This is a genomic window from Fibrella aestuarina BUZ 2 (assembly GCF_000331105.1).
Taxonomy (GTDB): domain Bacteria; phylum Bacteroidota; class Bacteroidia; order Cytophagales; family Spirosomataceae; genus Fibrella; species Fibrella aestuarina.
Genome location: NC_020054.1, coordinates 4,847,916 through 4,867,372, shown reverse-complemented (window position 1 = coordinate 4,867,372; position 19,457 = coordinate 4,847,916). Strand labels below are relative to the sequence as shown.

25 protein-coding genes are annotated in these 19,457 nt (G+C 52.0%); 1 reads left to right on the top strand and 24 read right to left on the bottom strand.

Features of this window, described 5'->3' with window-relative positions:
* Positions 1 to 48: 48 nt before the first annotated feature.
* The 14 genes from FAES_RS20045 to FAES_RS19975 form a co-directional block, all read right to left on the bottom strand.
* Positions 49 to 1,734 (bottom strand): hypothetical protein, encoded by a 1,686-nt coding sequence (locus FAES_RS20045; RefSeq protein WP_041258190.1) that lies wholly within the window; start codon positions 1,732 to 1,734, stop codon positions 49 to 51.
* Positions 1,735 to 2,870: 1,136 nt separating this feature from the next.
* Positions 2,871 to 4,265 (bottom strand): phage portal protein, encoded by a 1,395-nt coding sequence (locus tag FAES_RS20040; RefSeq protein WP_015333042.1) that lies wholly within the window; start codon positions 4,263 to 4,265, stop codon positions 2,871 to 2,873.
* Positions 4,249 to 4,464, bottom strand: coding sequence for a hypothetical protein (locus tag FAES_RS20035; RefSeq protein ID WP_015333041.1), 216 nt, complete (start codon positions 4,462 to 4,464; stop codon positions 4,249 to 4,251). The genes FAES_RS20040 and FAES_RS20035 overlap by 17 nt, the downstream gene beginning before the upstream one ends.
* 23 nt (positions 4,465 to 4,487) lie before the next feature.
* Entirely contained in the window at positions 4,488 to 5,942 is a 1,455-nt protein-coding gene (locus FAES_RS29170; RefSeq protein WP_015333040.1) for a terminase large subunit, read from the bottom strand.
* On the bottom strand, positions 5,939 to 6,403 hold the full coding sequence (locus tag FAES_RS20025) for a hypothetical protein (RefSeq protein WP_015333039.1): 465 nt from the start codon (positions 6,401 to 6,403) through the stop codon (positions 5,939 to 5,941). Before FAES_RS20025 ends, FAES_RS29170 begins: the two co-directional genes overlap by 4 nt.
* 484 nt (positions 6,404 to 6,887) lie before the next feature.
* The gene (locus tag FAES_RS20020; protein WP_015333038.1) at positions 6,888 to 7,247 is read right to left on the bottom strand and encodes a hypothetical protein; all 360 of its coding nucleotides are present in this window, start codon (positions 7,245 to 7,247) and stop codon (positions 6,888 to 6,890) included.
* 2,053 nt (positions 7,248 to 9,300) lie between these two features.
* Positions 9,301 to 9,822, bottom strand: a complete 522-nt coding sequence (locus tag FAES_RS29680; RefSeq protein WP_015333037.1) for a hypothetical protein — start codon at positions 9,820 to 9,822, stop codon at positions 9,301 to 9,303.
* On the bottom strand, positions 9,804 to 10,352 hold the full coding sequence (locus tag FAES_RS20005) for a hypothetical protein (RefSeq protein WP_015333036.1): 549 nt from the start codon (positions 10,350 to 10,352) through the stop codon (positions 9,804 to 9,806). The genes FAES_RS29680 and FAES_RS20005 overlap by 19 nt, the downstream gene beginning before the upstream one ends.
* Positions 10,346 to 10,798, bottom strand: coding sequence for a dATP/dGTP pyrophosphohydrolase domain-containing protein (locus tag FAES_RS20000; RefSeq protein WP_015333035.1), 453 nt, complete (start codon positions 10,796 to 10,798; stop codon positions 10,346 to 10,348). Before FAES_RS20000 ends, FAES_RS20005 begins: the two co-directional genes overlap by 7 nt.
* A complete protein-coding gene (locus FAES_RS19995; protein ID WP_015333034.1) occupies positions 10,795 to 11,418 on the bottom strand; it encodes a hypothetical protein in 624 nt (207 codons plus the stop codon). The genes FAES_RS20000 and FAES_RS19995 overlap by 4 nt, the downstream gene beginning before the upstream one ends.
* On the bottom strand, positions 11,415 to 11,825 hold the full coding sequence (locus FAES_RS19990) for a hypothetical protein (protein WP_015333033.1): 411 nt from the start codon (positions 11,823 to 11,825) through the stop codon (positions 11,415 to 11,417). The genes FAES_RS19995 and FAES_RS19990 overlap by 4 nt, the downstream gene beginning before the upstream one ends.
* A 217-nt stretch (positions 11,826 to 12,042) precedes the next feature.
* Entirely contained in the window at positions 12,043 to 12,375 is a 333-nt protein-coding gene (locus FAES_RS19985; RefSeq protein ID WP_041258186.1) for a hypothetical protein, read from the bottom strand.
* A gap of 86 nt (positions 12,376 to 12,461) precedes the next feature.
* A complete protein-coding gene (locus tag FAES_RS19980; RefSeq protein ID WP_015333032.1) occupies positions 12,462 to 12,899 on the bottom strand; it encodes a hypothetical protein in 438 nt (145 codons plus the stop codon).
* Positions 12,900 to 12,971: 72 nt separating this feature from the next.
* The gene (locus tag FAES_RS19975) at positions 12,972 to 13,505 is read right to left on the bottom strand and encodes a hypothetical protein (protein ID WP_015333031.1); all 534 of its coding nucleotides are present in this window, start codon (positions 13,503 to 13,505) and stop codon (positions 12,972 to 12,974) included.
* Between the two features lie 18 nt (positions 13,506 to 13,523).
* Between FAES_RS19975 and FAES_RS19970 the strand changes: the two genes are divergently transcribed.
* Positions 13,524 to 13,730: a hypothetical protein gene (locus tag FAES_RS19970; protein ID WP_148289414.1), complete on the top strand. Its 207-nt coding sequence runs from the start codon at positions 13,524 to 13,526 to the stop codon at positions 13,728 to 13,730.
* On the opposite strand, the gene FAES_RS19965 is transcribed toward FAES_RS19970, so the two are convergent.
* From FAES_RS19965 to FAES_RS30160, 10 genes are read right to left on the bottom strand one after another with little or no spacing between them, the layout of a single operon-like run.
* Entirely contained in the window at positions 13,727 to 14,257 is a 531-nt protein-coding gene (locus FAES_RS19965) for a DUF4494 domain-containing protein (RefSeq protein WP_015333029.1), read from the bottom strand. The two genes, FAES_RS19970 and FAES_RS19965, sit on opposite strands and share 4 nt — an antisense overlap.
* 1 nt (position 14,258) lies before the next feature.
* Positions 14,259 to 14,609 (bottom strand): hypothetical protein, encoded by a 351-nt coding sequence (locus tag FAES_RS19960; RefSeq protein WP_015333028.1) that lies wholly within the window; start codon positions 14,607 to 14,609, stop codon positions 14,259 to 14,261.
* Complete coding sequence (locus tag FAES_RS19955; protein WP_015333027.1) at positions 14,606 to 14,821, bottom strand: hypothetical protein; 216 nt, start codon at positions 14,819 to 14,821, stop codon at positions 14,606 to 14,608. Before FAES_RS19955 ends, FAES_RS19960 begins: the two co-directional genes overlap by 4 nt.
* Before the next feature lie 37 nt (positions 14,822 to 14,858).
* Entirely contained in the window at positions 14,859 to 15,722 is an 864-nt protein-coding gene (locus FAES_RS19950) for an RNA ligase family protein (RefSeq protein ID WP_158408797.1), read from the bottom strand.
* 12 nt (positions 15,723 to 15,734) lie between these two features.
* Positions 15,735 to 16,745 carry a hypothetical protein gene (locus FAES_RS19945; protein ID WP_015333025.1) on the bottom strand — a complete coding sequence of 337 codons (1,011 nt, stop codon included), beginning with the start codon at positions 16,743 to 16,745 and terminating at the stop codon, positions 15,735 to 15,737.
* Positions 16,736 to 17,182, bottom strand: a complete 447-nt coding sequence (locus FAES_RS19940) for a hypothetical protein (protein WP_041258185.1) — start codon at positions 17,180 to 17,182, stop codon at positions 16,736 to 16,738. The genes FAES_RS19945 and FAES_RS19940 overlap by 10 nt, the downstream gene beginning before the upstream one ends.
* Positions 17,179 to 17,793 carry a hypothetical protein gene (locus tag FAES_RS19935; RefSeq protein WP_015333023.1) on the bottom strand — a complete coding sequence of 205 codons (615 nt, stop codon included), beginning with the start codon at positions 17,791 to 17,793 and terminating at the stop codon, positions 17,179 to 17,181. The genes FAES_RS19940 and FAES_RS19935 overlap by 4 nt, the downstream gene beginning before the upstream one ends.
* Complete coding sequence (locus FAES_RS19930; RefSeq protein WP_015333022.1) at positions 17,768 to 18,151, bottom strand: hypothetical protein; 384 nt, start codon at positions 18,149 to 18,151, stop codon at positions 17,768 to 17,770. The genes FAES_RS19935 and FAES_RS19930 overlap by 26 nt, the downstream gene beginning before the upstream one ends.
* Positions 18,141 to 18,986: a DUF5131 family protein gene (locus tag FAES_RS19925; RefSeq protein WP_148289413.1), complete on the bottom strand. Its 846-nt coding sequence runs from the start codon at positions 18,984 to 18,986 to the stop codon at positions 18,141 to 18,143. The genes FAES_RS19930 and FAES_RS19925 overlap by 11 nt, the downstream gene beginning before the upstream one ends.
* A gap of 7 nt (positions 18,987 to 18,993) precedes the next feature.
* Positions 18,994 to 19,446: a VRR-NUC domain-containing protein gene (locus tag FAES_RS30160; RefSeq protein WP_083891502.1), complete on the bottom strand. Its 453-nt coding sequence runs from the start codon at positions 19,444 to 19,446 to the stop codon at positions 18,994 to 18,996.
* Positions 19,447 to 19,457: the final 11 nt, after the last annotated feature.

Sequence of the window (19,457 nt, the reverse complement as noted above, 5' to 3'; positions counted from 1 at the left end):
TATGCATCTTATAACCATTAATCTCATTGTAAATGCACTATAATCTATCTATTTAACACTAATGAAATTTGTTATATTATCTAGTGCTGAAAGGTTATCTATACTAGACAGCTTACCTTTTGTTTCATTGTATACATATAGAAAGGTTTCGTAATGAGAGCTTTCTTTCTCAAATTCAGACAATATACCAGCCATCAAACATGAGGTAAGGAATAGATCGTTTTCTTTGACTAGAGATACAGAAGTTATACTAACATCTTTTATCATGCTAGATATAATTTCTTTCTGGTAGCCAAGTGTGTGATATATGTTTACTAATGTCAAGTTCATTATACATAAGGTAAAGGCATCTAAATACTTTTGATGAACAACTAATTGTTCATTCAATAAATCTGCAAGTCCTATAGTGCTCAAATCTCTTGCCTTTGCTACAAGATTTGAAAATGGCACATCAGCATTATCGATTGATTCAAGCTCGTCTAAATAAAGCTTGCTTATATCATCGCTATCGTTAATTGAAGAATAAAAAATAAAGCAAAAAAGAAGAGCATCACATTTACATATTTGAACCCATCTTTTGAATACGTCTAGAATTAATGATTGATTTATGTTATAAGATTTTAAAGTATTAATTAGTTGAAAATATTTTTGATCTTCTGGAAAGTCGCTTTCGCTAATGTGTATAGGGATATAATAAAGATAAGCAAGAGATTTATCAATTTGATTAAGTCCTATCAAGTTACTCATATACATATACCAATATGGTTTATCTTGATTGCTCTGGTTGATTTTCTTTAACCAGCTTAAGCTGTCATTGTATTTTTTTTTGAATATATATGCGCTAGCAATACGACCAAAATCTACATGATTGCGCTTGAAACTTTTAATATTTTTTATAGCATCTAGTATCGTAGATGCAAAAAGTAATCCAATTAAGTCAATAATAAGATTTAATAATTTTAAATCAGAAAATTGACCTTTCCATAATAATCCTAGGCTTTCTTGCTTGATAAATTCGTTGAATAAAATTGTAATAACGCCTAAATTTATAGTGTTTTTGTTGTAAAATGAAAGAACAATGGCAAAATTAATAAATATGCTCACAATAATGCCTGTGCAAACAATAAGTACACGGCCAATAATACTTCTTGGGCTACTTTTAAAAATGTCTGCAAATTTTTCCGTACTTAATATGAAAATACACAAGTAGCAAGAAATGGCGAGTATAAGGGTAATAGAATAAATAACTATATAAGTACTGTCAATCAATTGATAATGAAATAATAATAATAATAGCAAACTAAATAATAAATAATACAATGTGTAGTATACTTGCAGAGAGTTTAATTTTATAGATGAAATGAAGTTCATCCTATTTTCGTCTACATTAATATCTCTTCTTAAATGTATAAAATAAACTAAATATGGCCAAGATAGCGCGTTGTTGAGAATTGCAATAAACAAGTTGAGTTCTCTAATTATTTTGCCAATGAAGGTTTTGTTGGAGTAAAATGGCAGCGAAATGTGTACAACAACACTTAAATCATGTTTTGATCGCTTATTAAATTTTAATAAATTATTTACTCCAATATACTCAGAGATAAGTTCAATTAGTACAAAGCTGAAAAATACAAAGGTTACTATTGGTAGTCCTATTTCAAAATAATAAATTGCAAATATTAATATAAAAATTACAATAACGAATAGCGAATTTATAATAGTTCTATTTTTCATGTAAGTGTGAAGAAAATTATGATTTGATGGGGAAATAGTAATATAGCGTAAACTCTGATGACCGAAGTTTATAATCAAGTGCCCGCTCTGCACTTAATCGTTGGCAATGCTACTAACTTGCTAGTGTATAAGATGATTGTAACAACGTCGTCTATTCGGTACAAGGACAGCAGTCGCGAATCGACTGGAACGTTACTGATAATCTTTACGCTACTCCACCACAAGGGGTCCTATGCGATAGTATGAAAGATAGTCAGCGGCAAAATTCGACGATTTGGACTTGAGATCAAGATCAGACAGTTACGAATGTCCTATTCTTACACCCTGTCCATACAGTCACGTTGGGTATCAATACCGCTGTAGTCAAACGAGTTGTCTATCATGCCAGGAGAATTAAACGTGCAGGGGGGGGCTTTTTATCAAATCCGCTGAACATAGTTTAGTTATAGTGTTTCATAAGATACATATAATCAAATTGCGCGATGTGTTGAGCGCACTCGAAATGCGTTTTAGCATTAGCGAAACAAAGTCGGCCCCCTTCTAAGAGGGCAGCTTCACTGAACGAAGTTTCGATTCGTTCAGTCATGTATACAACTTCGTTTATTGCCAATATATCGCATTAAAGCATACTAATGGTAATTCGCAGAGGAAATGGCTTAACAGCAGCAGATGAACTAGAAAGTACAAAGCCCCCGATCTATGCAGATCGGGGGCTTTGCTTCGAAATGGGTGGGATGGGGGCTTCGGGCCCCCGTCTCTCACCTTGTCCTGAGCACAGCTCTGGTCCCGTTCGATGAAGTGTTGCCGTGAACAACCACATGAGAGACCCCACCAACAACGCTCGAACTACTTGCTGTTTCATGCTTCTGGCTGATTTAGTGGCTTCATAAGCCATTGTGGCAACCAGACTCGAGCTAACCGATTCAACAAAGCCCGGACTGAACACTGGGCTCAGTAGCAAGAACTAAACTGTCTTCGCTTACTAAGCTACAAGAAAACGACAAGTAATGACCAGGTTCGGTTCCCAATCAGCGCTTAGTTCAATGCTGGTATAACTACTCAGAAAAATAATTTTCAAAAACCTGAAAAAAGTTTTGACTGGCCCCTAACTAGCCGCCTACATAGGGGCTGGTTGCTCAATACTCGTCGTCGGGCAGCGCGTCTTGCTGTTGGGCAGGGTTGACCAGGTCGGTAAGCGGAATCCAGCCGGACGGGACCATGGGGGTATCCATACCCTCAAAGTCTAGGCGGCCCCAGCCGAACATTTCCCGCCGCTCGTTGGGAGTTAGGATCATGCCGTCGGCCTTCTCCTTGATGGATTTGTAATCTGGCTGGAGTTCAGGAAAGACGTCGGTGTTTGGCTGAAGAATGACCTTGCGCTTCTTGAGGTCACGTTTCCCCAAGATGAACTGAGACAGCTTATCATACGTCAGGTACAGGTCGGGCAAAATGCCCTGCCGCAACGACATCTTGGTGGCCTCCTGCAGGTTGCTATACTTCGCATTGTCCATCGGGGAGAACACCGCCAGGGTGTTGAAACCCCAGAGCGCACACAAGTCTTCCTTAGTCAACCCGTGAGTATCGCCGATACCCAGATCAGCGGCCGACATGCCGATTTCGAGCAAGCCGAGTTCGGTGTTGAAATTGGCGAAGTCCCCCGTTTTGGTGTGTTTGAGCTTACGCCGGACCGTTTCCATCGCCAGGGTCATGTTGGCGAATTCTTGAGGGTTGAGACCCACCCCTTTTTCGCTTTTAGGGAAGATGATCGTCTTTTTACCCTGGTTGATCATCAACGCATACTCGGCCTCGAGGGCGGCATTGGACCGGTCGACGAGCTGCTGCGACGACACCAGTTTCGATAAGCCCCACAGCGCGGTATCGTCGTCGTTAAACATCGGGTTGAACCGACGGATGTGGCACACCTCGGCGGCTGGCAGCTTTTGCCCCTGATTATCGATGTAATACTCGTAGCCCGCCAGCGAGGCCGTTACCCCTTGCCAGCGCGCCGTAGGCAACAGCCACAGTTCTTTGGCCTTGTCGGCGTTGAGGCCCTTGCCGGGCGTGATCTTCCGGATGAGCGAGTTACCGAAGTCGTGATAGATCGAGTGGCCATACATCAATTCGGCCCACGTCTGGGTTGGGTTGGGCCGGGTCAGTAGTTGCTCACAACCCGCATCTTCGAAGGCGATTTCTTCCAGCGCTTTGCGGCGGTGCTCCACGTCGTCGAGGCGATCATAGCCTTTGCGCTGGGTCCACAGCCGGTACGCTTTTTCATTTTTGACTTCGTAGAGCAGGGGCGTTGCCTGCGAGAAGCGCGACGCCTTCCAGTTGGCGACGATAAAGATGTACGGGTTGATATACGCCTTTTTGGTTTTGCGTAGATCACTCGCCGCGATGGTGAGCCAGGAGCGGCCCGAAAGTAAGCCGGAATTGGGCAGGGAGGTGGCAAAGCCGGATTGGTCAGAAATGACCTGCGCCTCGATGGCGGTGCTGCCTCGGGTGGGGAAGGCCCGTTTAAGTAGTGAGAGCATGTTGAGTGACGTAGTGGTGGTAGGTAAGCAGGATAAAAATCAGGTTGCCCAGTTCATTCGAGGCAAGGATGATCAGCAGCCAGAAGCGGGTACGATTCTCCCGGGATTCGGGATCGATGGCGATAAACACGGTGGCCACGATGGCGACGACGTCAGCGATGACGAGTAGCAGGATAAAGACGGATAGACTGATTGACATCGAAAGAGGAGGTAGTTGATCGGTTAAGAGGCCCCGAACCAGCGGTCAGGTTTGCGGAAACGAGTAAAGACGGCGTACCGAACGCCATCCAGTAAGTGGTTATTGCTGTCGATGGGTACGTTGGTGGCCTTGCCGTTCATCATGACCCACTGGTAGCGCTTCTGCTCGCGGGCCAGGTTGTGGGAGTTGACGTGGTAATACACCTCGAACTCCTTCAGCTTATTGATGCCGGCCAGCAGGGAGTCGGGGCCTTTCTCGGCGGGGATGACGTTGAAACCGGCTTGAAACGTGCCGTCCTCCTGCCAAAAGCCCTGTTTCAGGTCATCGATGCTTTTGGGTTCGGCGCTGTCGGCATAGACCGGATCGTAGGGGCCGACCCCAACGGCATGCATGTGTTGGACAATCTGGCGGTTGGTCAGCCCCACTTTGTAATAGCATTCCTCCAGGTAGAGCTTGTTGCCGTTCTGGTGGATCTTGACCAGCGTCGTGGGGTCATTGCTGTAGCCGAAGTCTTTTCCATAGTACACCTGCTCGCAGGGGGGAATACGGTCGATCGGCTGCCAGTTCGGGTACACGAGCGCTTCGGTGCTGGGGCGGGGGTCCTGCTGATAAAGCGAGTTGAACGTTAGCTCGTTGTCTTTCTTGACCTTTTCGAGCTTTTCCCGGCTGTGCCGCTCGGGCCAGAGCGCTTCGCCGACCTGACGGGGATCGAGTGGGTTCGGCGCTTCGGTGCGCAGGCCAGGCAGGGAAATCACCGTCCACCCGGTCGGGTTGGTGAGCGCGTCGTAGTAGCCATCGCGGACCAGCAGCCGACCGCCGAGGTCTTCCTCATCCCACCGGGTCTGGATCAGTACCTGCGCTGAACCGTTGTGCAGCCGGGTTTCGAATACGTCCTGGTACCAACTCCAAAGGGCTTCCCGGATAACGGGGCTCTGCGCCTCCTGCCGATCTTTTAACGGGTCATCGATGATCCCCAGATCGGCGGGCTTTCCCGTCAACGACCCGCCGCGACCCACGCTGACCAGCCCACCTTCATGGCCAAGGATTTCGAACTGTTCGGTGTTGGCCACGCCTTCACCACGCCCCGGCAGCACCGTACCTGGAAAGGTTTCCTGATACGCCTTCGTACCCATCACCTTCTGGATATCGCGGTTGAAGCCGGCAGCCAGTGAGGCCGAGTACGTACCCAGCACCATTTTCTGATCAGGATCCTTACCCAGTACCCAGGCGGGAAACTTCCGGGTCGATAGCTCCGATTTACCATGCTGAGGTGGCACGAAAATCATTAGCTTCTGAATCTTGCGTTCCTGAACGGCCTGCAACTGGGCGCAGATCAGCTCATGAAACCACTGCATGGAATAGCCCTCTTTCCAGAGCTTGACGGCCTCGGCGAATGAACGACGGGCCAACTCACACCGGGCTTCCCGGCGCTCGAGTTCGGCTTTGGCCGCGGCGATATGTTCGCCCCGGTTGCTCATGCTTCACCGTTAGCGATGGCCCGTAGTTGTTCAATCGTAAGGCTCGACATATCCCGGATATCGAGTGGAGAGCCATCGCTATTACCCAGATTGAGCTGCTGGGGCACGCGGCCCTCGGTGCGATCGAGAATGATCTTGGCAGCTGTCGTATCCCCGTTGATGGCCTGTTGATACAGTCGGGTTGCGAGCATCTTTTTGATCGTTGCCCCGCCAATGGTTTCGATTCGGTGTGTCGATTCTTTGGTGGTCGGTACGCCGTTCTTGTCAGGCTTCGTAATCTTCAGTGTCATCACCAACTCGGTGGCGTCTCCGATCTCGCGTAAATACTTAGAAATAGGTCCTGTGTTACGCGGTGAATCCTCCGGCTGGTTGTCGGAAGAAAAACGCGTCGCCTCCCCGGCTTTGATGATCTGCTCTGGGTTACCCATCGCCGTAAAACCGCCGTAAAAACGGCGATCCATAGAGTGAAGTGAATGGAATGAAACAAAGATAGACAGTTGCTATCACGAATCAACAACCTGTGACATGATAGCAAAAAAATGTTAACGACAGCAATTAGCGAGAACTACGTAACGCGAGCGGGGAGGGCAAAAAAAACGCGCTGGTCAGTGGCCGGCGCGTTTCTAAACATCAATATGTAGACGATGAAGCGTTGCTTTATCTGAAGTAAAGATAAGGGTAAGCAGTGGCGATACCAAAAAAGTGCTATCGATAGTAATTATAAATTGATTGAACACCCGGTCGTAAACATAGCAATAAGCCTATGTTGAGAGCACTCTTTATAAGAAGACTTCACTTGCTGCGACAATGAATACTTGATCTTGGAACATCTTGGATGTTGCGGGAGAAGTAATACCACAAAGTAATGCTCAATATGGCCGAGCATAAGAACGACTGTTAAAAGTAGGCTAGTCATGCCAACTGCGGAGGCCGAACTTGGTTACGTTAATGGCTGGATTTGATAACTAACACGACCATAATAGCGATGATAAATGCAACGAATAAAAAGCCAACCCGCTCGCCATTCGTGTGGGCTGTCATTTTTTTCTTGATGCTTATGTAAGCGCCCTCTAACCCCAAGTTTACATAAAGCATTGGGTGTTCTTTTTCAAGCAGTTTAGCCGCCTCATGGTGCTGACCACTTTGGTATAAATCTATGAAATGAGTGCGCCACAACTCGCCCTTTTCAATGCGATCAAGTGATTCCGCCTGCGGCCTGCTGACGGCCTTACCATTGCCCAATTCGGTTTTTATAATGGTCGTCTGAGTATCATTAGATTTTGGGCAGTGTATAGATTCGCTCATTTGCTATTGAGTTTGTCTACGGTTATTATATAGAGCAGAATATAAATATGCAACCAAAATAAGTACGATTGCCACATATCAGACTATGTGAATAATATAATTTTATTTGACCTAGTGAGTGCAGTGACAACTAAGACTCTTTGTTTTCGGATGGCTGTTGCCAAACCGAACTGTATGTAAGTAGTTCGGTTTGGTAGCCGATGGAGATGATTGGGAATAAGATCGTTGTTTAAATGACAAGATTACTTTTCTAAATGGGGTGAAGCAGTATTGCTTTCACGAGCCGAGTTGAAATGCCCTATTTACAGGCGTATTTATAGCCGATAGCGATTAAAAGGTGAGCATACCGAACGGGGAGTACCCAAACCTTACCTTTGTCTCCCAGGATTCGCGCCCAATCAGCAGGACGATCAGAGCGGTAGATAAACCGAAGGGCTTCCGTGATAGAACTAAACTCGTTACGCAGTTTGTCATTGGTGACAATCTGTTGAGCAGTCATGTTTATTGATGGAGTTAGTCGAACATGTGGCTTTAAATCAACTAACTTTTAAATAAGTATGCTGGGTTTTTACTGTTGCTAAAAAAGTCAGCAAAGTGAGCGAACGCCATTTATCTGTTTTTGACTAGGGGGCCGCACAAAAGGTTGAGACAGGCGTACCGATAGGGACAAGGCAAACAAAAAAGCTTCAGGTCAATTGCCCCAAAGCTTTACCCATTACACTTTATCCAACTAAAGAACAGCATGGACCTCACATACCAGGCCTGATGTCAGGCTAGTACATTGCTACATGAATGGATCACGGCTGATGATCCTAAAAACGTTTAAATAAAGATGGATCGACCTCTCAAGACAGGAGCACCCACCCAAGCAGACAGCCAGAGATACTTGTCATTATCAGGACACTCATCCAAGTAAGCGCGTTTACCCAATCTATAGGTTGAGAGACGCCCTGCGTAGCTTTCTGACGAGAAGGCATATGTTTAGGATAGAATAAGCAAATGTATCTAAGTATTTTGAATTTGTACGTATAGGTAAGTAAATGAAGGAATTTAATTCAGGTGATTTTTAGATCGTTGTCCTATCGCGTTATGAATGGGTCGTCAATTAGCTCAAGCGCAACTTTAATCGAATCAAGATAAATTGGATTTATACACTGACTGACGATCAGCGTGCAGCTAATGTGCTAACTGGTAAATGATCGTTACTTCATAGTACTCAGGTACATTCAATTGCTTCAGCATTACAGCTGTAGGAGGAATGTCAATAAGGCTTCGGCAGTAGCGATCAATTTCCTCATCTGGAGTGGCTGTCGGTGTCATTTCGTACATATACCGCTTACTGAGGTAACTAAAAACCCATTTTCTTGTAAATGTAAATTTGTATATCATATGATTATGTGTTAGTAATTCAAAGTTATGTATTTTAATCATATTTCAAAGCGATGTTGTAGCAATCAAGGTGTGTCTGTTATTACTTAGCGATTTTACTCGAACTATTGCGAAAATTATGCCAACAATCTTGAAGATACTAAGTGATTCTGGTGCCTAAAAGGAGCTTCCTGTCATTTCTACAGGAAGCTCCTTTTAGGCACCAATCAGCTCGCAGAGAATGATGTGAAGGTTGCCGCCCTTCTGGCCTCAAATGTGCAAGTGTTTCCGGTTAACAACCCCACCACGGCCTTCAGCGTGGCACAATCGCCGCCACTTTTCAAGCCGAAACTACGGCCGGCCACCCCGCCAAACGTTTTTAACAGTTCGCGTTCGGTTAGCACTTTATGGACTGGATCGTCGAGACGCAGTAGGCCAACGTTCCATAGTAGACAATGTGTTACTTACTGGTTAAGGAAGGCATCTTCAGCAGTTTCACCAGTGACGTTACATTTAATGAGTCGCATGTCCGTTGCGCTATAACTTTCGCGGCCGATAATGGGGCCTTTCGACTCCAAAGAGACCGTTTGACGAGCATTCTGAAGATATCGCTAACCGATCGGATAACCACTGTATCCTCACATAGTACGTTCAAATCGTTACGAGTGAGTCGTGTGAAGGCATATCAGCAGCCAAGGGTTTTCATCAGGTTATACATACCGTTGTCTTGGCGGGTCTGTAGCTGCTCCAGTAGTAGCTGGGTCAGCCGGGGCCAGTGCTCGACCAGGTTATTCCAGACCGGCGAAACGCCCCGCATCCGGTCGAGCTTTTCCCTCAGCTGGGGTACGGCTTCAAGCAGGAGGTGACCGCGCCGGAAATCATCAGGATCAAGTGGGTGTTGATGGGATCGTGGCGTTACCGGGTCGCCATCTGCCAAGTAATACAGCATCGTTTTCGAGCTGGAACCATGCTCACCATTGGTCAGCCACCATGTTACGTTCTCGCGCTCGGTCTTACCCTCGGGAGTGTTGACTGGTTCGGTCCATGTCTTTTTGCAATGCTTGTGGCGCTTCTCGAAATCTTTCGAAATCGCCAGCATTTGAGGGACGAGTAAGGGGTACGGCAGGGTTTCGGCCATACCGCAGTGGAAGCAGAACAGGCCGCCGTTCCGCAGGCCGGTGTGAGGGGTTACTTTGGCTTTTCCCATAGCGTAGCCATCAGGCGCATATATTCTTTATAGTGATACGAAGCTTGCTTCACCGGATCGTCGTCCGCGACGACTTGCTGTGGTTGGATCGGCTCATCGCTGCTTGTCTGCTTTAGAATGTGCTGGATTTCTTTGGCCCGGCGGGCGTCCGTTTCGATCAGTGCCAGAACCTGCTCGACAGTGGGCGTGAAGCAGATATCGAAGTAGCCTCCGCTGCCGCATTCGATAGCGTACAGCGTCCGGCCGTGACAATCCTGCCCAACCTGATCGAATACTTCTGAGGTGGGTCCTGTATTGCCAATCGCTTGGCGGATGTCCTCAAGTACGAAGTCGTGCGGACTGACCTTCGGTGCAAAAGGGACCATGACTAGATCGAAGTCCCGGACCACCGAGCCGTGCACCGCCAGAGCATAGCCATGCTGCTGGGCGATGGCCTGTAAAATGCCGAAGTAGGTCACGTACATGATCGGCATCCATCGTTTGCCATGCTGGATTTTGCCAGTGTTCTCGGGAGTGGGCGCAGTCAGCATGACGGTTGTGGTTCGATGTGCGCGTAGGAGCCGTCTGGGTTCTGCGTCCAGTCTCGGGTCTGGTTGATCAGCAGCTTGGCGTGCATCGCGTCGATCAACGCCCGGGGGCCTATACCAGCCTGCCCGGCCGAGTCGAGTAGCATTGAGAGCGCGTCGGCGTATTCAACGGTGGGGTCTTTACCCGCGACGATGTCGGCTTCGATTTCCTCGATTTCGCGTTCAAGGTGACGAAGTGAAGACAGGGGCGTTGTGCCGGGAAAGGTGGCGCGGGCCCAGGCGGACCGTTTGGCTTCGACCTCCTCCAGGGTGATTGGCTGCAATACGGGCAGTGCCGCTTCCAATAAAGTATCGACAATAGCCTCGCGGAACTCGGCACCATCAATGGCACCGTCGCGGTAATCGTTGATCGAACCGTCGACACGGTCCTGAAATTCGAATTGATTCATGGCTGAACGAGTTTGAATAGACCTTTTTCATACTTGATGCCTTCTACGACCCCACTCCCGATATACCGCTGAATGCAGCTTTTGAGCGAAGACGGGGTGTGGTAATGCCGGGCGCAGTACTCGAATAATTGCTTGTGGGTAAGCCCCTCCGGATGGCGCCGTAACTGGGTTTTCATGTCGTCGACGAACCAGCCGAACGACGTCCAGCGGCCGTGCTGCACCCCGGCCTGATTGAGCTTGCAGAACTCGGGCAGAGTCGGAGTAACGATGCGCCGGCGCAGCTTCGGGGCCAGCACTTCCTGGACGCCCCCGTTATCCACGTTGACGGTTAGGATACCGATTCCGAACTCGGTGCAGATGCGGGTGGCGAAGTGATTGACGGGCCCATGCCGTTTCGGCGTTGGTACCGCGACGTAGCTGTAATGGGCGTACATGCGGTTCTTATGGGCCTGTTCGATCACGGCCAACCCGAACGTAGTTTTCAGCTCGATTGCGGTCAGGATTGGTCCGCTTTTGAGCATAATATCGATGATGCCCGAGCAGGGTACCTCACAGAATACTTCCTGACCGGGGGCGGTGAAATACTTCACGACGACGTCGCCGAGTTGGGTTTCCTTCATGACACCTCGACGTGTTCACCCCGCGTACACAGCTCATGGCCGAACAGGCGCATCGCATCGGCGTGATTGGCCTGGTTGATGTCGAAGGCGCAGGTCGTACAGTAATAGTGGCCGGTCGAGTGGTTGTACCACGGTGCCGGGTGGCGATCGCAGGCCGAGCGGTAGCACGTGCCGTTATACTGGCCCTTGTTGAGCGGGGCGTCGCCACCCCGACGCAGCAGCGTGAGGTCGCCCGGTGAAGTCGGCTTTCCGCGTCCCTGCCGATTATAGTCGACAAAGACGGTGACGGCATTGGTCGAGGTAACAAAGCCCACTTCGGCGTCGGGATGGCCAGTGTCGCCGTTGGCATGCCCGGGTGTGTACACCACCTGGTCGCCTGTTTGAAAATCGGATGCGTTCTTTGACATGTGTTTTAGCCGTTCGCCGCTACGGCAGGAGGTTGAGCGATGACGTAGTATAAGCTCTGTGATAGGCTGGTAGACCTGGTCCTAATTGCTCTTGATAGCAACTGTTGCCCCGGACAGGCTCTTGGTCTGGGCTCACGATCACGAGGGTTTTTTCGTTCAGAGCGCCTCCGCCCGGCAACTAGGCTAATGCCTCATGCCGCAGCGGCGAACAGGTTCGTTAAGTGGTAGAAAATTTTACACCGAGACTGTCCAGGTACGCTAGCACGTTCACCGCATTGAAGCCGGCGTGCGTCTGCTCACCGTCCTGACGGGAGGCCATCATGTTTCCGTTGCTGTAGATCAGCAGCGAATGATGTGATCCCTGAATAAGGAGACAATGCACGCGAACCAACCGACCCGGCGGGGTGCCGTTAACCTGAAAGCAGTCCGCCGGGTCCGGTTCGTAGCCAAATGCTGCCTGAAACAGCCCGATGGCTTCTGGTAGATCGAGCGATGAAACGAACCGTTGTTCACTCGCTATAGGGCCGATTCGTTCTAGGGTTTCCTGCATGCGGATATGATTAAGCGGCTTACTTTACTACTATAATTTACCGCTAAATTGTGAGGTAAACTACTGTTTATCAGTCTTTTTATGGTCTATGCTTCGGCTTTGGGCGGCGTAAATGGGCCTGAGCCTGGCCGGTTTTGAGCGTTGACAAGATCCACGCCTTTGATCGAAATACTGCTGATTACATTGGCGGTCAGCCCCGCAATTCGCCCGCGTTCATAGCCTCCGTTAAAGCCCATCAGCGAGGCGTAATAAAACGTGATCGCGTTGGTAACGGACAGCAGCTGGGGGAACGTAAAGGGGCCGTACTGCTGCTCCAGATGGTCCCGGATGGGGACCATCATTAGCGTCAGGTCTTGGTCGGTGAGCGGCACATCGACGGCTTTCGCCTGAATAGCCGCTCCGGCCAGTTCGCCGATCGTCTTATTGATGGTATCGACCCAGGCCTGCGGCACATCAAAAAAATTCTGGGTGCCGGTGCGGTCGAAATGCAGGTGATCGGCCAGTTTGTAAGTTGGTTGGTCCATGGTTGCGTTTATGATAAAAGTTCTGGATTGATTGAGTATCGCCGCTGGCACAGATTGCGTTTGGCGATCAGGTTAAAGGGGTAGTTCCAAGTCGTTTGTTTTAAGCAGATTCTCCAGTTCGGTCAGGGTCGCCTTTCCTGCGTTGTTGCACCGCATAAATTGCGTTTTCGTTAAGCCGTTGGCTAGGCAGTCGACCAGCGTAAAGCCCCTTTTATCACGGCTGAAACGGCCACACAGGATATTGAAAAGCCGAGTCGAGCAGGTCATCTCACAAACCGGAACAGCGGCTCTGACCGGCGGCGGGGGTGGAATCGTCTGGGCGCGCCGAACGCACTCGGCAGCGGCATCAATGAACGTAAGGGAGTACAGCCCATGCTCGGCCAGTACATCCCGGCAGAACGCCTTCAGCGGGTCTTGAATTACCGTTGGCGCGGTGGTGAGGTCCCGAAACCAGCGCGGGCACAGGACCTGACGAGTACCTGACTGAGCGTAGCCCAGGGCAATCCATTCCGCCCCGGTTTTCCGGGTACCTGCCCGCATGTATTTGTTAGGCAACGCGATATCACGTAATAACTCGTAGGTCCGTTTCTCAAGGGACAGATCCATATGCGTAATTTTGGGGCTGTGACAGATGACGAATTGTTTGCAGCGGTAGACCAGCTCGACCTAGGCGAGGCAGGGTACGTTCAGTATTTCTCCTTCGAGTCTACCAACAACATGCCTGAGATGATCGAGTTGGCCAAAGCCCGGATTCGGGCTAATCTGCCGGGCGCTGACACGCAGCGGGAAGTACTACTGCGCGTACTGGCCTACTCCCAGCGGCCGGCCTAAACCGGCGTTGCTTCGGGTTGTGCAGGCTTCGGCTGCGGCAGGTCGATGGCTGCGTACGGTACCACGTCCAGGATCGGGGTCGTATTGACGTCGGTGATCACGACCGGGACCAGCATGGTGCTCAGCTTTTCGGTCAGTCGCTCGACCGCCTGCTGCACGTTATGCGCGTTGATCAGCATGGCGCTGGCGACCTTCTTCGACCGGCCCTTGTCGTCTTCGGTCATGTAATAGGTCTTGCAGCGGTACCAGGTCTCCCCATCGATGCCTTCGCCAACTTCCTTATCGATCTGGAAGACGTCGCTGAGTCGCATCGGCCGCAGGGCCGTGATCTCGAAATCGGGGGTGTTATCGGCAATCCAGGCGTAAAGCCGGGCCTCCGCATCGGTATACGAAACCGCATCGAACAGATACGCTTCGGTGACCTTTTTCATCTTCGGCGCTTCGGGCGAGCCGTCTTTTTGAGTGTCGACGGCTACGGAGTCGTCGGTTTGTTGGAAGGCGATGGCGCCATAAAACCAGGTTGGCATATTAAAACGGATTAGAGATAAATGGGGAAGGGGACGTTGTGAAGGCCTTGAGCCAGTGGGTAAGCCGCTGCCAGTACTGGCGTCGCTTCCGAATAGCGAGTTGACGAGCGCGTCGCCGGGTGAGCCGACTTTCCGATTGCAGCTCCTGATCGAGCATAAACTGGCCGACGCTGGCCAGGGTACGCGTCAGCTCGACGCCGTCGGCGGGCAGCGCTTCCTGTTCCCGGATCATGGCCCAGTAATAGAGTCGAAGCCGACCGATCCGGATCGTCGATCGGTATTCGAGTTGAAAAACCGGGGCGGCTTCGACGCTGACGCTCACCCGGATGTTGTAGCTAAGGTGGTGGGTCATGACTTAGGAGCTTTGGCGATGAGGCGCACGTTGTCGGATGACACATTCTTAATGCGTTGCTTACTGCCGGCATGGTCGCTCTGGACCTTCAGTGTACCCGCCGGGTTCCAGCGGATGACCGTACCGGAAAAGCCGTTCGTTTTGCCGAACCGGTCTGTGAGCGTGACTTGAACCCGGTCGTTGGGCTCAATTTTCTGATCGTTGATTGCCATTGTTCGGGGGCGATTTGATACTGATGATGAGGTGTGATCAGCGGTGCGTCGAGCTGCGCAGGGTCCGCTCGTAGTCCTCGAAACGGACCTTGACGATCTTGGATCGGGTAGCGTCGGTCAGGATGACCCCCTCGGCTTTGCCCAACGCGTCGCCACCGATGATGCAGCGCGACAGCGGCAGTGTCGCCCGTAGCCGCTCCAGTACATCAGCATGGCTCATCGGTTGGGCGTCGGTGCCGATCCAGTGGCACGCCCGGTTCGTCTTGAGAATTGGTATGCCTTTGAAAACGGTCGGACCCAGCAAGTCTCTTACCTGTTGGTGGGTCAGAAAGGGCTGGCCGTACACAATGCCTTCGTACGTTTCCCGTTCCCGCCACTGTGACAGCTCGGCGGGGGTGTAGGCTAATAGCTCCTTAAGCTGGTCTGGGCGATAGTCCGTCACGTCGAAGATCCGAAAGTCAGCGTGCTGCTTCCCGTACTGCTTCGCGCTGGCGCCGACGTTGCCCCCATACAGTTCACCGTAGACAACGCGCAGGGCGACGTCATGCGTGACTGGTTTCAACTGGGCCAGCAACGGCAGGATCCGTAATTCCTGAAGCCAGTCAACGATACCCACCGACGGGTCGTACATCGTTTCGCCGGCCCGGTGCAGCAGCGACTCCCGGGAGCCAACGATATAATCGACCGTGTAGGCAGTAGGGCTCGTGATCAGGATACGGACGTTGGTACCATCGACTTTTTCCCGAACCAGCAACGGCTCGTCCGGATCGAACGTCGTTGTCAATTGGTCTGTTAGTCGCCCCCGGTCGCCTATGCCATGGAGCGTCAGAATGGATGGAAACTTAGTGAGCGAGTTGAGCCGGTCCTTGCCGTACTCAGCAATGAGGTCTACCAGATTCATGGACAGCATGCGTTAGGATTGGCTAGAAGTTACGGGTTGTGAAGGGCCAAGCCAGCGGCCACTGGCGTCGATCAGGCCGTGCTCGAGGTATTGCTGCCAGGCTTCGGGATGCAGATCAAGGACGCCCTCGTTGAGCAGGTTCGTGGCGTCGTAATTGTTGCCGGTTGTCGGCAGGATGACGCCGATACTTTTGTTCGGGTAAAAGTTGAGCGCGTCGTTTTGCAACACGACGTGATCGGCTCCGGCCGGCCGGGCGACCCAGATACCTTCGCCCGGCCCTTCGCCACAGGTCAGGCGAATTTTGCCCAGGGGCTGGTCCTCCAACGGGTACGTGGCATACGTCGCCTGGCGGTACCGCAACGGCTCGGTATGAGCGGCGATGATTTCCGAAATAACCGTATCCAGTACTTCCTTTTTCGACTCATCGACCGGAGGTGCTGCACCGTTATTGAGGCGGTGTTCGATCTCATCCGCCCGCCCGAATAAGTCAGCGATGGGCGTGCACGGGTTATGCGGCGTATCGTCCAGACCAAGCGCCTGTGCGATCCGCTTCGAGTACTTCGCCGAACTCGTCGTGAAAGACAACCCTACGCCGGGATAGACCATGATCAGCAGGAAATCACGCTGGCCATCGGTTCGGGGCAACCAGCCAAAAAACTCGTACCCGCCCTCACCGTCATCGACGTAGCGGTCCCAGGTTAGTTCACGGATGGACATGCTGACGGTGGCCAGGAGCCGGGCAAGGTAAAGCACCGTTTCGTCGGAACCGACCGCTGCCCCTGCGGCCGCCAGGGCGTCGTCAGCGGTACCGTCTGGCTGAATCGTTACCCGAACCGGAAGGATCTGCGCCCCATCCTCGAAGGTTTCGGCGACTGGCTTACCGATGCCGTGTTGGTCGTAGAGGGAAAGCAGGGCCATTGTGGACTGGTAGTCGGTGGTGAGCGTCGAGGGCTCAGCCGTTCCGTCAGGATTGACGACCAGATACATACGTTCGTTATCAATCGGAGTGAGCGCTACTGACATGGCGTGTCGGGGGATTGGGTTTGAACTGAGAGGGGTATTGTAACCTGTGTATCTGGCCCGGTTGCCAGATCAAGGAACACCTGGGCGTAACCAAGGTCATTCAGCACGTCGGCAAAGGCCATTTCGTAAGGACGCTTCGCCTGAATGGCCATTCGATGGATCGACGGCGGGCGGCCCGTTTCATCCGTGCAGATCACGATGGTTTCGGGCTGACTGGTGATGCGGTTGAACGGGTGCGAACTGACCGCCAGATAATGAGTCAATACCGGCTGTTTCGTGCCCTGGGGAACGATGTGACCGGGTCCGCGGGCAGGCTTGGCCTCGAACGGCGGAGGGGTGTACGAATGCGGCTCACTGAGCTTATACAGATGAACCGTCGCATCAGACCGCCAGCCATCACCGACTGAGAGCGTGCGTACAAATTGGGCGGTTTTCATAGATACAGGCGTTTCAGTTTTGCGATCAGGTGATTGCGCGGCACCATGGCGGGGCGCATCCATTGCAGGAAGTCGGGCCGTCGTTGCCAGCCCTGTCCGTCAGCGACGAGCCGGCCATCGACGTAGTGCCAGCGCTCGACGGCAGACGGTTGAAAATTGATGTACACCGCCCCGCCATCGAGGATGAAGCCGTAATTGAAAAGCCGTACCAGATAGAATTCGCCGGGTTTTTGCAGGGCCTGGCCTTCGATCTGCTGGGTGGCTACCTCGTTGCTGGTTCGGCGATCGGCGCGTTCATACACCAGGTGCGGGCAGGTGGTGAGCGAGAACCGGGCGCAGGCCTCGTGCATCGGCATGTCGGTATGTATCCGGTTCTTCAAGCCCTCCGGGCCCGCGATCAGGTATCGATCCTTGGCCAGCGGTTTGCCGCAGACAAAGCATTTGTCGCCGCGAATGCTGTTGACCAGTTTGAGCGGGTCCGCATAGCGGAAATCAGCCGCCGGCTGGCCCTGCTCGTCTTTCGTCGGATAAGCGACGAAGTACGGAACGGGGTAGCCTTTCTGAACTGTCAGATGCTTCAGCGAATCAGGGACGGTGAGTGGATGAGCCATTGGGTTGAGTGATGGGTTTACGAACGAGTGTAGTCGGATTGGGCCGGGAACGATGGCTGAGCGGCAGATAAGGTGCCACCAGCTCACGGCTCGACTGGTCGTACCGGGCGCAGGCCTGGGCCAGCACCTCGAAGGGGCAATGGCGAACCAGGTGCACGACCGTATCCACGTTGCGGTCGCAGAGCGTCGACCACAGGACGTACAGATCGGGGCCTTTCACGGTCGGCATTTGCGTCAGTGCGGCCAGGATAATGGCCCGATCAGCGTTGTAGCGGCTGTGGTTCAGCTCCAGCAAAAAGGCCATCGCCCCCATGTTGTCAGCGGCTAGTGCGCTGATTTGATCGTCGTTAAGCGGCATGTTGCAAGGGTTGATAGGGGAGAACGGGGAACTCGTGGATCAGCAGGTCGTCGGGAATCGGAAGCACTTTGTCGACCTGCTTGAAAAAGAAAGGAACGCCCTGCTCGCGGCAGATATCGCGCAGGCGGCGGGCCCAGTCCGTGTTGAACGGGCGACGTAGCGGGCCAGACTCACCGCCGTTGATCACCCAGTCGATACCGGTCAGATCGATCGCGTCGATCAGCTCCAGCTGGGGTTCGATGCTGAGAAACCGCCGACCCTTCACGCGCCGAAGCTGATCAACCAGCGTTAACGTTTTAGGGCTGACCACCGAAGCCCCGAACATGACGTTGACGGGCGGCTTGGTGAGCCAGGTCTGTGGAACGACTTTGTTGTAGTTGCTCGGGCGTTTCGATAAGAGCAGATGTTCCAGATTGGGCGTTGCCGGCACGACCTGCTCGAAATAGCGAACCCGCAGATCCGCCGTCATCATCGGAATCTCGAAGCCTCCCGGCAACACGATTTTTGCGCCCTCTCGGTCGACCAGCATCTGTGATTTCTCGGCGATATCCATCATACTGCCGGTAAAGACCCGGTGAATCTCGCCGAGCGCGGCGGCGTGCCGTTGCCAGCTTCTAAGCTGATCCCAGACGCCTTTGATCATCATGCGGCGCGGGGTTTCCTTGTCCCACAGGCCTACGGGTTCGTAGCGTTTCGACCAGCGTTCGGCGTAACAGTTGTCGCAACCGGCGTGGACATGCTCACAGCCCCACCACAAATTGGCGGTGTGGCCGGGCATAGCCGTGCCATCGGCCCGACGAGGTCGGAGCCATTCGATTTTGGACAATTCACCCATGTTGAGGTTAGAAGCGGCGACGTTTTCGCTGAGAACGCGCCAGTGATAAGAGGGCTCCGGCGCTTCGGCCGGGTGGTTGCGGGTAGACGATCTGGTCCAACGGCGCATTGTTGATGTAAGCCGTGACCAGCGCAATGAAGGCATCGAGGTCATCCCAGATCACGCGGACCAGATGGCCCTGGGCCTGGAGTAGCTCGATCTGGGTAAACTGCTCCGGATCGAGGTCGTTGCCCTTTGCCTTTAGCTCGATGTAGAGAGAGTGATACCCGCAGCGGGCCAGGGCAAGGTGCAGATCGGGAGTGCCAGGCTGAACGCCCATCGCCTTGAAAATACCCGCTTCCGCTTTGGTTCGCTTCCCACCGTTGGGAACGTGGTACAGCAGACGGGCGAAAGGGCGATAGGCGAGTTCGCGGAACCAGCGTACGCAAACGATTTGAAACTGGGTTTCCCGATCGGTCATGCCACTAACTG

Coding starts and splice junctions, on each gene's coding strand:
- FAES_RS19935 (WP_015333023.1), bottom strand. CDS start 17,793: ATGGCTCATCCACTCACCGTCCCTGATTCGCTGAAGCATCTGACAGTT.
- FAES_RS19925 (WP_148289413.1), bottom strand. CDS start 18,986: ATGGGTGAATTGTCCAAAATCGAATGGCTCCGACCTCGTCGGGCCGAT.
- FAES_RS19955 (WP_015333027.1), bottom strand. CDS start 14,821: ATGGCAATCAACGATCAGAAAATTGAGCCCAACGACCGGGTTCAAGTC.
- FAES_RS20020 (WP_015333038.1), bottom strand. CDS start 7,247: ATGAGCGAATCTATACACTGCCCAAAATCTAATGATACTCAGACGACC.
- FAES_RS19940 (WP_041258185.1), bottom strand. CDS start 17,182: ATGAAAACCGCCCAATTTGTACGCACGCTCTCAGTCGGTGATGGCTGG.
- FAES_RS19930 (WP_015333022.1), bottom strand. CDS start 18,151: ATGCCGCTTAACGACGATCAAATCAGCGCACTAGCCGCTGACAACATG.
- FAES_RS30160 (WP_083891502.1), bottom strand. CDS start 19,446: ATGACCGATCGGGAAACCCAGTTTCAAATCGTTTGCGTACGCTGGTTC.
- FAES_RS19975 (WP_015333031.1), bottom strand. CDS start 13,505: ATGGATCTGTCCCTTGAGAAACGGACCTACGAGTTATTACGTGATATC.
- FAES_RS29170 (WP_015333040.1), bottom strand. CDS start 5,942: ATGAGCAACCGGGGCGAACATATCGCCGCGGCCAAAGCCGAACTCGAG.
- FAES_RS29680 (WP_015333037.1), bottom strand. CDS start 9,822: ATGGGAAAAGCCAAAGTAACCCCTCACACCGGCCTGCGGAACGGCGGC.
- FAES_RS20025 (WP_015333039.1), bottom strand. CDS start 6,403: ATGGATCGCCGTTTTTACGGCGGTTTTACGGCGATGGGTAACCCAGAG.
- FAES_RS20005 (WP_015333036.1), bottom strand. CDS start 10,352: ATGCTGACTGCGCCCACTCCCGAGAACACTGGCAAAATCCAGCATGGC.
- FAES_RS19985 (WP_041258186.1), bottom strand. CDS start 12,375: ATGCAGGAAACCCTAGAACGAATCGGCCCTATAGCGAGTGAACAACGG.
- FAES_RS20035 (WP_015333041.1), bottom strand. CDS start 4,464: ATGTCAATCAGTCTATCCGTCTTTATCCTGCTACTCGTCATCGCTGAC.
- FAES_RS20040 (WP_015333042.1), bottom strand. CDS start 4,265: ATGCTCTCACTACTTAAACGGGCCTTCCCCACCCGAGGCAGCACCGCC.
- FAES_RS20045 (WP_041258190.1), bottom strand. CDS start 1,734: ATGAAAAATAGAACTATTATAAATTCGCTATTCGTTATTGTAATTTTT.
- FAES_RS19995 (WP_015333034.1), bottom strand. CDS start 11,418: ATGAAGGAAACCCAACTCGGCGACGTCGTCGTGAAGTATTTCACCGCC.
- FAES_RS19945 (WP_015333025.1), bottom strand. CDS start 16,745: ATGTCAGTAGCGCTCACTCCGATTGATAACGAACGTATGTATCTGGTC.
- FAES_RS19980 (WP_015333032.1), bottom strand. CDS start 12,899: ATGGACCAACCAACTTACAAACTGGCCGATCACCTGCATTTCGACCGC.
- FAES_RS19960 (WP_015333028.1), bottom strand. CDS start 14,609: ATGACCCACCACCTTAGCTACAACATCCGGGTGAGCGTCAGCGTCGAA.
- FAES_RS19965 (WP_015333029.1), bottom strand. CDS start 14,257: ATGCCAACCTGGTTTTATGGCGCCATCGCCTTCCAACAAACCGACGAC.
- FAES_RS20000 (WP_015333035.1), bottom strand. CDS start 10,798: ATGAATCAATTCGAATTTCAGGACCGTGTCGACGGTTCGATCAACGAT.
- FAES_RS19950 (WP_158408797.1), bottom strand. CDS start 15,722: ATGAATCTGGTAGACCTCATTGCTGAGTACGGCAAGGACCGGCTCAAC.
- FAES_RS19990 (WP_015333033.1), bottom strand. CDS start 11,825: ATGTCAAAGAACGCATCCGATTTTCAAACAGGCGACCAGGTGGTGTAC.